Annotated in this window: 13 protein-coding genes and 1 pseudogene; 5 read left to right on the top strand and 9 right to left on the bottom strand. The window is 59.1% G+C overall.

Annotated elements, in window-relative coordinates:
• A partial coding sequence (locus tag VK725_RS05445; RefSeq protein ID WP_325317041.1) for an efflux RND transporter periplasmic adaptor subunit occupies positions 1–679 on the bottom strand: 679 nt, incomplete at its 3' end.
• A gap of 322 nt (positions 680–1,001) precedes the next feature.
• Here VK725_RS05445 and VK725_RS05440 point away from each other — a divergent pair.
• The 4 genes from VK725_RS05440 to VK725_RS05425 all read left to right on the top strand — a co-directional run bounded on the left by VK725_RS05440 (position 1,002) and on the right by VK725_RS05425 (position 4,233).
• Positions 1,002–1,460 carry a hypothetical protein gene (locus tag VK725_RS05440; RefSeq protein ID WP_325317040.1) on the top strand — a complete coding sequence of 153 codons (459 nt, stop codon included), beginning with the start codon at positions 1,002–1,004 and terminating at the stop codon, positions 1,458–1,460.
• A gap of 50 nt (positions 1,461–1,510) precedes the next feature.
• Positions 1,511–2,197 carry a fumarylacetoacetate hydrolase family protein gene (locus tag VK725_RS05435; protein WP_325317039.1) on the top strand — a complete coding sequence of 229 codons (687 nt, stop codon included), beginning with the start codon at positions 1,511–1,513 and terminating at the stop codon, positions 2,195–2,197.
• A 94-nt stretch (positions 2,198–2,291) separates the two neighbouring features.
• Positions 2,292–2,693: a large-conductance mechanosensitive channel protein MscL gene (gene mscL, locus VK725_RS05430; RefSeq protein ID WP_325317038.1), complete on the top strand. Its 402-nt coding sequence runs from the start codon at positions 2,292–2,294 to the stop codon at positions 2,691–2,693.
• An 88-nt stretch (positions 2,694–2,781) separates the two neighbouring features.
• Positions 2,782–4,233: a M20/M25/M40 family metallo-hydrolase gene (locus VK725_RS05425; RefSeq protein ID WP_325317037.1), complete on the top strand. Its 1,452-nt coding sequence runs from the start codon at positions 2,782–2,784 to the stop codon at positions 4,231–4,233.
• Positions 4,234–4,299: 66 nt separating this feature from the next.
• Here the strand turns inward: VK725_RS05425 and VK725_RS05420 are convergent, their stop codons facing one another.
• Positions 4,300–4,776: a MarR family transcriptional regulator gene (locus VK725_RS05420; protein WP_325317036.1), complete on the bottom strand. Its 477-nt coding sequence runs from the start codon at positions 4,774–4,776 to the stop codon at positions 4,300–4,302.
• A gap of 61 nt (positions 4,777–4,837) precedes the next feature.
• Between VK725_RS05420 and VK725_RS05415 the strand changes: the two genes are divergently transcribed.
• The gene (locus tag VK725_RS05415; RefSeq protein ID WP_325317035.1) at positions 4,838–5,359 is read left to right on the top strand and encodes an O-acetyl-ADP-ribose deacetylase; all 522 of its coding nucleotides are present in this window, start codon (positions 4,838–4,840) and stop codon (positions 5,357–5,359) included.
• Here VK725_RS05415 and VK725_RS05410 read toward each other — a convergent pair.
• From VK725_RS05410 to VK725_RS05380, 7 genes and pseudogenes are all read right to left on the bottom strand, one after another.
• On the bottom strand, positions 5,346–7,070 hold the full coding sequence (locus VK725_RS05410) for a BatD family protein (protein WP_325317034.1): 1,725 nt from the start codon (positions 7,068–7,070) through the stop codon (positions 5,346–5,348). The genes VK725_RS05415 and VK725_RS05410 overlap by 14 nt on opposite strands.
• The gene (locus VK725_RS05405) at positions 7,067–9,049 is read right to left on the bottom strand and encodes a VWA domain-containing protein (protein WP_325317033.1); all 1,983 of its coding nucleotides are present in this window, start codon (positions 9,047–9,049) and stop codon (positions 7,067–7,069) included. Before VK725_RS05405 ends, VK725_RS05410 begins: the two co-directional genes overlap by 4 nt.
• Positions 9,046–10,023, bottom strand: coding sequence for a VWA domain-containing protein (locus VK725_RS05400; RefSeq protein WP_325317032.1), 978 nt, complete (start codon positions 10,021–10,023; stop codon positions 9,046–9,048). Before VK725_RS05400 ends, VK725_RS05405 begins: the two co-directional genes overlap by 4 nt.
• Positions 10,016–10,522, bottom strand: a complete 507-nt coding sequence (locus VK725_RS05395) for a DUF4381 family protein (protein WP_325317031.1) — start codon at positions 10,520–10,522, stop codon at positions 10,016–10,018. Before VK725_RS05395 ends, VK725_RS05400 begins: the two co-directional genes overlap by 8 nt.
• Complete coding sequence (locus tag VK725_RS05390) at positions 10,519–11,451, bottom strand: DUF58 domain-containing protein (protein ID WP_325317030.1); 933 nt, start codon at positions 11,449–11,451, stop codon at positions 10,519–10,521. Before VK725_RS05390 ends, VK725_RS05395 begins: the two co-directional genes overlap by 4 nt.
• Positions 11,448–12,443, bottom strand: a complete 996-nt coding sequence (locus VK725_RS05385; RefSeq protein WP_325317029.1) for a MoxR family ATPase — start codon at positions 12,441–12,443, stop codon at positions 11,448–11,450. The genes VK725_RS05390 and VK725_RS05385 overlap by 4 nt, the downstream gene beginning before the upstream one ends.
• A gap of 135 nt (positions 12,444–12,578) precedes the next feature.
• Positions 12,579–12,993: pseudogene (locus VK725_RS05380) on the bottom strand (type IV pilus secretin PilQ); the annotation flags it as partial.

Genomic DNA, 12,993 nt, shown 5'->3' with positions numbered 1-12,993 from the left:
CGCCCACCTGCGCGTCCTTCGTTGTAATCACACCGTCGAAGGGTGCACGCACCACGCAGTAGTCGTAGTTCACTTGCGCTTCGACTACCTCGGCGTCGGCGGCGACAGCCTGCTTCTGCTGAGAAATGAGTTGCGCACGCGTGCTGTCGGCCAGCGTGCGCGCTTGCTCGGTCACCTGCCTGGAAACCAAACCCTGCTTGACGAGTTCATCGTCGCGCGCGGCATCGCGTAGGTTTTGTGCTAGCTGTGACTGAAATTGATTCACCAGCGCATGCGCAGCCTTTGCTTGCGCGACGGCGGTGTCGAGTGCTGCTTTGTATTCGCTGTCGTCCAGTCGCGCCAGCACCTGATCTTTCTTGACGCGGTCGCCCTCTTCGATCAGCACCTCGGTCAACGTGCCGGTGATCTGCGCTGACACCGTCGCCTGCCGACGCGCGGTGACATAACCGGTTGCCTGCAACACTGCGCCCGCACTCGGATCGTTGGCCGCAGCGACCGCCGTGGCGGTGTGCACGGCGATGGCTCGATGACCAAGCATCCACCAACTACCGAATCCGACAACAAGCAACACCAGCACGATCGCGCCAACGATCCACGGCCAACGGCCCGACCCCCCACTGTGATCTTCACGCTGATGACGCTCAATGCGTAGTTCCTTCAAGAGATCGCTATTGCTCACCCTGTTGTCCCTTTATTTCCTAATGAACGCACGATAGTGGTTCGAGTCCGGGCGGACTACGTGCGCTCATCAGCCCTTATCAATGACAGCTGTCATGTTCTATGACGTATCAGAACGTCACAGTTCGACACGAACCCACATCTTTTTGAGATACATAGCCACAATGGCACGGCATGCGGCTGTGCCTGTCACGTATCATCGCCAACGCCGTGCTGACAGTTCCCTGGAGCCAGTGATGCCGAAATTACCGCTCATTGCCTGCGTTCTGATGACCAGCTCCCTATTGGTCATTGTGCCAAAGTCGGCGCGGGCAACACCTGCCATGACAAGTAACTACTGCAAGGCACCCCAATTCAGGCAGTTCGATTTCTGGCTGGGCGATTGGGATACGTTTCGTATCAAGGACGAAAAGCCCGCAACCCCTTCTGTTGCGCGTAATCATGTCACGTCCATTCTCGGCGGCTGCGCATTGCACGAGGTGTATGCCCGCACAGACGGTTACAGCGGCGAGAGCTTCACCATTTACGATGCCAGCCGCAACGTGTGGCATCAGAGTTGGGTGAGCAACCAAGGCGAACTTGTGGTGGCGGAGGGTACGCGCGAAGGCAACAGCATTGTCTTGAGTGGTCACATTACTGATGCGCAAGGTGTGCAACTGCAGCGCGTGACATGGTTCCCCGTAAAAGATGGCGTGCGCGAAACATGCCTTGGTTCGCGCGACAATGGCAAAACATGGACAGTGTTATTCGATATCCTTTTCCGTCCTCATGCTGCGTCGTGACACGGCGCTGCCGCCTGGGTCGTCCACTCGATAACTGCTAATCTTGCACCATGACATACATCATCGAAACGCCCGCCATCCCAAGCCTTCCCATTTATGGTCGCCAGGAACGTTTCCCTGTGCGCCGTGTGTTTTGCATCGGCCGCAATTACGCCGAACACGCGCGTGAAATGGGTGCGACGGTCGACACGTCCACACCTATGTTTTTCTGCAAGCCCGCCGATGCTGTCGTGACCGATGGTGCTGACGTGCCGTACCCGCAAGCCACGTCGGATCTGCATCATGAAGTGGAGATGGTGGTAGCGCTGAAATCAGGTGGCCACGATCTGGACGCGATCCAGGCCGCCGACGCCATCTTTGGCTATGGCGTGGGCCTGGATTTGACGCGCCGAGATTTGCAGGCCATCGCCAAAGCGAAGAGTCATCCGTGGGATGTCGCCAAGGCATTCGATCATTCCGCGCCGGTGTCCGCATTGCGGCTGGCAACGGAAGCGACACCCGCAGCAGACACCGAAATCACCTTGCACATAAACGAATCGTTGCGTCAGCAGGGCCATCTCGGCGAGATGGTGCATAGCGTTGTCGACATCATCGCTGCACTATCGAAGTTGTTTGAACTCAAGCCCGGCGATCTGATTTTCACGGGAACGCCCGCAGGCGTGGCCGCATTGCAACGCGGCGATCGTTTCCATGCGCAGCTCAAGGGCATCGCGACCCTGGACGGCCGCATTATCTGAATAGCCGGCTCACCGTCTGAAACCCTGTTTGCCTGATCGCGGCTGCGTTAAAGTCGGCCTGCCGTCCGGCTCACTACCCCTGGGAGAGATGACAATGAGCATGCTGCAGGAATTCAAAGAATTTGCCATGCGCGGAAATGTGGTCGACATGGCGGTCGGTATCGTCATCGGCGCTGCGTTCGGCAAGATTGTCACCTCATTGGTTAGCGACATCATCATGCCGCCCATCGGTTGGGCTACCGGCGGCATCGATTTTTCCGCGATGAAGTGGGTCATCCGTCCGGCCGATGCCAGCAACCCGGCGCACAAGATTCCGGAAGTGGCCATTGCTTACGGCAGTTTCATCAACACGATCATCGCGTTTCTTATCGTCGCCTTTGCCATCTTCATCCTGGTGAAGCTCGTGAACCGCTTCTACACCAAGGCCGCAGCGGCCACGCCGGCGGACGTGGTGCTGCTCACCGAGATTCGCGATCTGCTCAAAAGTCGGCAATAAACCGCTCGCCTAAGGGGCGAGCATGACTTCCGGCCTAAGCACTACCTCGTACGAGCCCCATAATCGGGGTTCGCTACGAGGAGTCCCGATGCAACGCCCCACCCTTTCTTTTCTTGCCGCCAGCCTGATGCTGGTCACCGGCCTTAGCTGCGCAGCGGATGCGCCTACCACCATTCCCGCATCCGCCGTGCAGACTGCCGAACAGCTGCGCGACAAGGCCATGCACGACAGCACCGCTTACGACGTGGTCACCTCGCTGACCACCGAGGTGGGGGCGCGCATGGCAGGTGGTGTCAACGATCCACGCGCACGCGCATGGGCGATTGCCAAGTTCAAGGCGCTGGGCTTCGACAAGGTTTATACCGAGCCGGTGAGCTACCCGCTGTGGGTTCGCCGCAGCGAGCACGCCGCCATCGTGGCGCCCTTTCCGCAACCGCTGGACCTGATTGCGCTGGGTTATTCCTCGGGTACGCCTAAGGGCGGCCTGACGGCACAAGTTGTTCAATTTCCCAGTTTGGACGCGCTGAAAGCCGCCGATCCCGCCAGCATCAAGGGCAAGATCGTCTACATCGGCTATCGCATGCACCGTACGAAAGATGGCCATGACTACGGCATCGGCGCCGGTATTCGCGAAGAAGGACCGCTGGTTGCCGCATCCAAAGGCGCTGCCGCCTTTCTGCTGCGTTCCGCCGGCACCGACGCCAACAGCCGCACACCGCATACCGGCGTGACGGACTTCAGCGACTTTGCGCACCCCGACAAGGCGATCCCCGCCGCGGCCCTGTCCAACCCCGACGCCGACCAGCTGGAGCGCGTGCTCGCGTACGGCAAGCCGGTCAGCATCAAGCTCGATCTGGATTGCGGCATCGTCGGTCAATACACCGGCTACAACGTGATCGGTGAACTCACCGGGCGTAAGTATCCGGACCAGGTGGTGGTGATCGGCGGTCATCTGGATTCGTGGGATCCGGGTACCGGCGCGATCGACGACGGCGCCGGCGTTGCGATTGCACTGGGCGCTGCGAAAGTCATCCACGATCTTGGGCAGCGTCCGGATCGCACTGTTCGCGTCGTCGCCTTTGCCAACGAGGAAATGGGCCTGTGGGGTGGTCGCGCGTATGCAGACAAACACGCTGCCGAAGTAAGCAAATTCCAGCTCGGAACCGAGTCGGATCTTGGCGCGGCCCCCGTGTATCAGATGAGGGCGAGCGTGAAACCGCAGGCACGTGGCGCCATCGATCAGATCGCCAAGGTGCTCGCGCCGATTGGCGTGGTTTACGATCCCAAACACCCGGGTGGTGGCGGTTCCGATCTATCGCAGATGCATCTGAAAGGCATGGCCGCACTGTCGCTCGACCAGGACGCCACGAACTACTTCGACTGGCACCACACGGCGAACGACACACTGGACAAGATCAATCCGCAGGAACTGGCGCAGAACGTCGCCGTCTATGCCGTGTTTACGTACATGGCAGCACAGGCCGATGGTGATTTTGGTTCGGCACCCGGCGCTTTTGCAGGCGATGGTGCAGGCGAATAATCGAGCGTGTTCGCGCGAACAAAAAGGCGGCCTTAGGCCGCCTTTTTTCATGCATGACGATCAACGTTATTTACCTTCTTCTCCTTCCGCAGGAGGCGGCGCTTCGGTGGTATCGAGCGCCTGCAGGTTCTCCTTCAGACGTGTCATCACGTCCATCGCCTGCGACAGTTCTTCGTAGGTGACACCGACGGTGCATTCGCGGCGCAGCTCATAAGCGATGCGTTCCATGTCATCGACCACGCCGCTGGCCTGAGCAGTCGTATACAAACGCCATGCACGACGATCCTTGGGATCGGGGCGACGTTCGACGAATCCGGCGGCCTGCAGGCGATCGATCACCCGGCCTACAGCGATGGGCTCCATCTCGAGGAACTCGGCCAGCTCAGTCTGCCTGAGACCCTCGCGACGATAGAGCATCTTCGTCGCGCGCCACTGCGCGCGCGTCAACCCGAACTTCACGGCACGCCGGTCGAAATGCTTGCGGAACAACAACGTAACGTCGTTGAGCAGGTAGCCGAAGGAAATATCTTCCGGTTTTGGCATGATGTGCAGCACTCTGGGTGTCACATGACTGCTTAAGCATAAGCCGAAACCACCTGAACTTATGCCCATTACTCTCGTCACTGCCGACCTTACGCGACTGGCCCTTGACGCCATCGTGAATGCCGCCAATCCTGGCCTGCTGGGCGGTGGCGGGGTGGATGGCGCCATCCACCGGGCCGCCGGCCCGGCATTGTTGGCTGCCTGCCGGGCCATTCCGGAGGTCAACCCCGGCGTTCGCTGCCCTACGGGAGAGGCACGTATAACACCGGGCTTTTCGCTTCCCGCGCGTTATGTCATCCACACCGTAGGACCGATATGGCATGGAGGCCATCACGGTGAAGCAGTCGATCTGGCGAGCTGCTATCGCGCGTGTATCGCGTTGGCTATTGAGCACGATCTAAATAACATCGGCTTTCCGGCCATCAGCTGCGGCGTCTATGGCTATCCGCCGGATCAGGCTGCGAAGGTAGCCATCGCTACGCTTCGCGACGTTTTGAGCCCTCATCCGACGCTCGAGGTGCAGTTGTGCTGTTTCGACGATCGCATGACGGCGATCTGGCAGCGCGCACTCAATCAAGTTTAAACGGATACAAGGGCGGCAGCGGCGAATCGTCCGTGGATGCTTTTTCAACACGCCATACGAAACCGTTAGCGAAGACGGTAGCGAGATCATTCGCACCGCTTGTCGCATGATGTGCGTACTGCGCGCGCTGCAAACGTTCGATCGCTTCGCGTTGGGTGTCAAGGACCAGCTCTGCAGACAGCTGACCAAGGTTCTGCAAGCCGGGACGTTCCGCACGTGCCCAGGCGAGCAAGCTGTGTGCTTGCAGTGTGCTGTCACGGCCACGCGCCGCTTCCATAAACGCGTGACGTAACCGTCGTGCAGAATCCGTCGCGCTGTGAATGTCTGACGAAGCGGGCCTAGGCTTGGATCGACGCCACCATAAAAACACTGCGATGCTCAGCAACCAAAGTCCCACACTGATGATGGCGACCCATTGCCAGATAGAAAGTGCAGCAGAACGTGTTGATGCATTCGACGTCGCAGACACATTGCTTGCGACCGCCGGTGTTGCGGTCGCCGCGACTTGCGCTGCTGAAGAGGACGCAGCGGGCGACGCAGTAGCCGCTGCAACGACAGTCAAGGTACGCGCTGGAATCGTCGCAACTTGCTGTTGCCCGCTTTGCACGTCAAACCAAGTCAGGGTGGTGGCGGGAATGGTGATGGTGCCGGCGTGCTGAGGGAAGATCGCGAAACCGCGTTCGCGACGACCTGTTAACCACTGTCCGTCATCTTGCGTCGTATTGGTGGGTTGATCGGGATAAACCGTTACGCCGTCGATCTTCGGCAAACTCGGCTCGGGCAGTGCGTTGGCCGGAAGACCCGTCGCCTCCACCGTCATGTGCAGGTTGAGCGGCTGTCCAACGGTGATCTTGCCGTCGCTCGGAAGACCCTGAAGATCCAGCGTCAGCGCGCGCGCGGGCAACCATGTTGTCTTGCCCCAATTGGCAGGCGTTGGCTGCACATCGATGGTGACCGGCATCGAATCCGCTTCAACCGGCGTGCTATTGCCGAACAGACCACCCTGCCCCAAAAGAGCCGGATCATTGATGTCGCTAGGTTCAACCGCCTCGCCTTGAAATTCGAACGACGGAATTGTCAGGGTTCCCGCATGCTGCGGAATCAAAGCGTAGCGTCGTTCCACCACGTGATAGCGTTTCCCATTTCGCACGGACTCATAGTCCGTATCACCGCCAAGCCGCCGCAAATCCGCGCCGCCAGCTTGAGGATCCGGTAGCGTTCCACCGTTGATGTTTACGGCAAAGAAAAGCCGAACGCGAAGGAGCAGTTGTTGCCCCACGAAAACGCGATTTGGATCAGCCGTGACATCGACAAAGATATCCTTGTGAGTATCAGCGGCCGCCACAGAATTGTCGGGCGGATCAACATGCAGAGTGAGTGGTTGCGTTTGATTGCTTCCCATCGTCAGCGAAGGTATCTGTAAATCACCCACATGCTTGGGTCGCAACGCAATACCGATGATGACTTGCGCCGTTTGCTGACCATTGACGTCGTTCAACACACTATTGGTGGATGCGCCCAGTATTTCGAAATCATTGTTCAGCGCGCTGAGATCGGGCGTTCTGGCGTCCATGGTGTTGTCGATGCGCACATTGAGCGTCACCGTCTCGCCAAGATGCACTTCATTGCGATCGAGTGTGGCGTGCGCACCGTTAGCCATCGCGTTCAGCGGCAACAAAAGGCAGATCAACCACAGCCAGCGGTACATCATTGAACGTCTCCATCGACTGGCTGAACCCCGATGCGTTCCCGATACTCCAATTCAAACTTTCGCCGCAGCAATGCACCCGGATCATCCGGCACGCGCTCCAGATTGCGACGAACATCATCGGGTAACTTTGATAACGGGTCATCGCTATCCACCGCGCCAAGCTCATGACTCGGCAGTTTCTTATCGCCCGGCTTACGTGCTTCAGCCAACGCCTGATTCATCTGTTGCTGCAATGCCTGTTGTGCTTTCTCGGTTTGCGCTTGTTCGCTGCTTGAAGGGGGTGCTGGATTCTTGGATGAATCCGAAGATGCGTTATCGCGCATGTCCTGTTGCGATTTGTCATCTTGCTGTGGCTTGCGTGTCTGGGCATCTTGTGCCCCATTGTTCTGCTGCTGGCCATTCTGCTGCTGGCCGCTTTGATCTTGCCTCGCCTGATTCTGGTCGTTTTGCTGCGCGCTATTTTGTTGTTGCGAAGACTGGCCAGCTTGCTGCGACTGATTTTGATCGCTTTGGTTTTGTCCGGACGATTGCCCGGACTGACCATTCTGCTGACTTTGATTGTTCTGACCGTTCCCGGATTTCTGTTGCTGCTGCGACGATGAATCCTGCTGTTGCTGTTTGCGCATCGCCTCTTCGACCGCGTTGCGGTTGACCCGCGCATCGTCGTTGGCAGGATTCAGGTGCAGAGCGCGATCGTAGGCCTTGATAGCCTCCGGATAGCGGCCCAATTTGGCGAGCGCATTGCCGAGGTTATAGGCAGCGTCGGGACCGTTTGCCTGTTCCAGCGCATGCACCGCTGCCGTGTAGTCATTCGCACGATATGCGGCAACGCCGCGCCACGCCGGGTCCTGCGCGAGTTGCTGCGCTTTAGCTGCCTTTCCTTGTTGCAAGGCAGTCGCCGCTTGTTGATCGGGACGCTGCCACCAATCCCGCCATCCTGATGCGTGGGCCTGAATTGGCCACAACGGAAGTAATACCAACGGCAGCAACATCACCCAGCCGCGCCGGAAGGCCATGGCGGCGATAAGCAGCAATGGCAAGAGTAGCCACGGCCCTTGATCTTCCCAGACGTCCCCGTGCTGCCCATCGGCGAGCGTTGCATGTTGTGAAGGCTGCAGTTCCGTGTGCAACGCCGTGATGTCGCTGCTGTCCTCGCTCATTACGGCGTAGCGACCACCGCCCGCCTGCGCGAGGCTGTCCAATTCATGATCGTCGCGGCGAGCGACGACCATATTGCCCTGTTCGTCATGCACAAATCCCGTATCGCCTTGAGGTACCGGAGCACCTTGTGGCGTTCCAATGCCCAGCACCGAAACATGCACGCCGGACAACAATGCTTCGCGCGCAGCGACTTGCGCAGCCTTGTCGACATCATCCGTTATCAGCACGATGGAGCCGTTATCCAGTTTAGCGTGATGGATCAGCTCCACACCTTGCTGGATCGCCTGCGCAGCGTTGTCGCCTTCGACAGGCATGGTGTCCGGCCCCATGGCATTCAACAGATCATCCAGACTGTGCGCGTCGCTTGTCAGCGGCGCCACGACAAAACTCTGACCGGCATAGCCGATCAATGCATTCAACCCGTCGCGATTGGCGGCCAGCAGATCGCGCGCCTTGTAACGCGCACGTTGCATGCGGCTGGGTGATACGTCCGTCGCCTGCATATGTTGTGACAGCGAGATAGCCACCACCTGTGCTGCGCGATCGGTGTACATCGGCTCGGCGATTCGACTCCAGGTCGGCCCAGCCAGTGCCAGAACGCACAACAGCCAGCCGAGCGAGAAGAGCCACGCCGGCGTGCGCGCACGCAGATCCTTGCCCGATACCAGATAAGGCAACAGCTCCTCATCCACCAGCTTGCTGAGTTCGCGTTGCGAAGCATCGCGCCGCATTCCTAGCCACAGACATAGCGGTAAAGCCAACAGGCCGAACAGCCACACGGGCTGCAGGAAATGAAACTGGCGAAGTGCCTCCATCATAGCGGGGGCACCCGCAGGCGCGGCCAGAGCATGCCAAGCAGCAAGCAAAGCGTCGCTGCAGTAAGTGGCGCGCGAAACAATTCATGATGCAGACGCAACGTTGGACCTTGCTGTGGCATGGGTTCCAACGCATCGATGGCACGATAGGCGTCAGCCAGTTGATTGCCGTCGGTGGCACGATAGAACTGACCGCCCGTTTCATGCGCTATATAAGTGAGCATGTCGGCGTCCAGATCTTCCGAGGGATTAACCTCACTGTCGCCAAACAACCCTGGCACCATCATGCGCGTTGCGCCGATACCGATTGTGTAAATTCGGACACCTGCTGCTTTCGCAGCGCGCGCTGCATCCTGAGGCGAAATGCTGCCCGAGTTGTTGACGCCATCTGTGAGTAGCACAAGCACTCGCGATTGCTGAGGCAACTCTGCCAATCGTCTTACCGCAACACCGATAGCGTCGCCAATCGCCGTTTCTGTGCCCGGCAAGCCTACCGCGGCACTTTGTAATTGAGCGCTCACCGCGCTCAGGTCGTAGGTAAGTGGAGTAACGAGATAAGCATGTGTACCAAACACAATGAGGCCCATCTCGTCGCCGCTTCGGCGTGAAATAAAGTCGCTGGCGATGGCTTCGACGGCTCCAAAACGACTTAGCTGCCGACCGGCTAGCACCATGTCGGGTGTTTGCATGCTGCCGGAAAGATCGACGGCAAGCATGATGGCGCGCCCACTATGTTGTTGTGCCTGAGGTGGCCCCAAAGTTTGTGGTCTCGCTGCAGCGACCAGGAGACACAACCAGCCCAGCCCGAGCAACCAGAACGTCGCACTGCCCCGCGAGATGCGTTGGCCAACATGCCATGAGAGCGTAGCGTGTGGCAGTCGCAATGCTTGGCCTGGCAATGCAGGCCTTGCCACGAACCAGATCAGCCACGGCAATGGCAGAAACGCGAAGACCCATGGCCATGCGAACTCAGGCATGTTCCGCACTCCTGGCAACGGCCTTCTCGTGTCGCAGCGCCGTTTCCAGCCAGCGATACGCGGCAGCGTGCACGCCTGCCCGATCGAAATTCGCACGCGGTTGATACATGCGTGCGTCGAGCGTCATTAGCTTGTCGAGCGTTGCGGTATCGACCGGTACGCGCGCGAGAACCTCTCGCCACCCGTCGCCCTGTCGTTGATGAGCATCCAATGCATAGCTGCGTGCGGCACGGCGCAGCAACTGATGGAGCGATGACGCGTAGGCGACATCGTCGTCGTGGCGGCTCGCCAGCGTCTGCAGTTCAGCAAGTATCCGCTGACGTCGTACGCGCGCAAGACGCCAGCGTCGATGCAACAAAAAAAAGACGACAAGAGCCAAGCAGACGACGCTCAGCAACACCCACCAACCTGGGGCCGGCGGCCACCACGGAGGCGAAGGCGGCACGTGCACATCGCGCAGCGCCAAATCGCCTTGCGGTTGGGGGAACTGTGCGTTCATCGCCGAACGCCTGCTTCAAGCAACAATGCCGCCGTCGAATCAAGTGGGTCCGCTGTCGTATCCATGACGCGACACGGTACACCCAGCGATTGGGCCATCGCTTTCAATTTGGCTTGCCCTGCACCTAGACTTTTTTGAAATGCGTCGCGCTGCATCTTCGTTTCAAGTGCCAGGTTGTGTCGTTGACCATGATGCTCAATCGGATAATGGCCTGCCGGCACGGCTTCCAACTCGAGCGCATCGGCGACGATCAGAACACGCAATGCGGTGTGACGCATCAGCTCAAGCATACGATCGCGCGCGGCATCGTCAGCGCTTTGTCCGTCGCTGATCAGCAATACACGATTGGCATTCTGCTGGAGCCTGATGGCGCGCTGAAACGCTTGTGAAAGCGACTCCTCATGATCCGTTGGACTGGCATCGCATCGCACAAGAGCGCCGCATACGTCCAGCGCGCCGCGAGTTCCTCCACGAGGACGCTGTAAATGCGCGTTGCCGCCGAACATCATCAACCCCACGCGCTCGCCTGCTCGCACTGCATACCACGCGGCCAGCGCCGCTGCGCGTGCGGCTTGCACGGACTTGAAACGCACGCGCGTTCCAAAGCGCATGCTCGCGTGCTGATCCATCAGAATGAGCAGTTGACCTTCGCGTTCCTCTTGAAAAAGCTTGGTGTGCAACCGGCCACTGCGTGCGGTCAATCGCCAATCGAGACGGCGAACGTCATCGCCTGGTTGATACGCACGCGATTCGGCGTAGTCCATGCCGCGCCCATACAATCGGCTGGACTGCGCACCGACATGCGTGGCACGGCTGTCACGCGGCGGCAAACGCAATCGCGCGACACGACTGCGCAGCGCGATCAATTCGGACAGCGACACGTGGACACGGCCATCACCAGCCACCTGAGAAGAGACGAGCGCGTTCACGGCAGAGGTACGAGATCCAGTAGTCGATGGATGACCTTTTCGCTGCGAATGCCTTCGGCTTCGGCTTCATAGCTGAGTAACACTCGGTGCCTTAGTACTTCGTAGACGATGGCGTGAACATTTTCAGGTAACACGAAATCGCGGCCGTTCAACCATGCGTGCGCGCGTGCGCAACGATCCAGCGCAATGGTGGCGCGGGGGCTTGCTCCCCAGGCAATCCAACGTTTTAATTCCGGCCCGTAGCGCCCGGCGTCACGCGTGGCCAGTACCAACTGCGTGATGTACTGCTCGAGCGCCGGCGCCATATGGACGGCCAACGCAGCTTCGCGTGCGGCGAAGACGTCATCCTGCGTGACGATGGGTGTAACGGACGATGCCGGCTGGATAGGCTTGCTGGCTTGCTCTCGCGCCAGTCGCAGAATGGCCAGTTCCGATGCTGCATCGGGATAACCGATCGTGACGTGCATGACGAATCGGTCGAGCTGAGCTTCGGGCAATGCAAACGTGCCTTCTTGCTCGATGGGATTCTGTGTCGCCATCACCATGAAGAGTTCGGGCAAATGCCACGTGCTTCGCCCCACCGTGATTTGCCGCTCGGCCATAGCTTCAAGCAGGGCCGACTGCACCTTCGCCGGCGCGCGATTGATCTCATCGGCCAGCACGATATTGTGGAACAGCGGCCCGCGTTCGAACTCGAAGCTACCGGATTGGGGACGAAAAATATCCGTGCCAGTCAAATCGGCCGGCAACAGATCCGGGGTGAATTGCACGCGATGAAAATCGGCTTCGATGCGGCTGGCCAACGCTTTCACAGCAGTGGTCTTGGCTAGCCCGGGCGCACCCTCGACCAGCAAGTGACCGTCCGCCAGCAACGCGATCAGCAGGCAATCGATGAGTCGCGGCTGACCAATGATGTGGCGCTGCAGATCATCGCGGAGGCGAGCAAAGGCGAGCTGTAAACGCCCGGGCATGGAGACTTGGGGCATATCCATCCAAAAATCCTGTACTGCGTGGTCCCGTTTCAGACCACGGCGGCGGCTGAAAGTTTGGCAGGGCTGACCTTTCCCAAACGTAAAAAAGGGCGGCACAGCGGCCGCCCCTTCTTATTACGTCGCCATTTACCGTGCTTATTGCAGGCTGTCGCTCAGAATACGCGGTGTTACGAAGATCAGCAGCTCATCCTTGTCGTTGATGTGCTGGGTGCTACGGAAGAGGACGCCCAGACCGGGGATGTCGCCGAGGCCCGGAACCTTGGACAGCGTGTCGGTCTTACTGACTTCGTAGATGCCACCCAGGACCACCGTTTGACCGTTATCCACCAGAACTGCGGTATTGAGCGAACGCGTGTCGATAACAGGCACCTGACCGCTACCTGGCACAGTGATGTAGTGATCGAGCGAGTCCTTGTTCACATTGATGCTGAGGTAAACGCGACTGTCGGCAGTAATCGTCGGGGTGACCTTCAGCTCCAGCACTGCGTCCTTAAATGCGACGGTAGCTGTACCACTTGCGCCACCGCCACCAACACTGTTCTGGTATGTA

It is taken from the genome of Dyella sp., from assembly GCF_035486915.1.
In the GTDB taxonomy this organism is placed as follows: Bacteria; Pseudomonadota; Gammaproteobacteria; order Xanthomonadales; family Rhodanobacteraceae; genus Dyella_B.
This window is presented reverse-complemented; position numbering and strand designations above follow the sequence as displayed.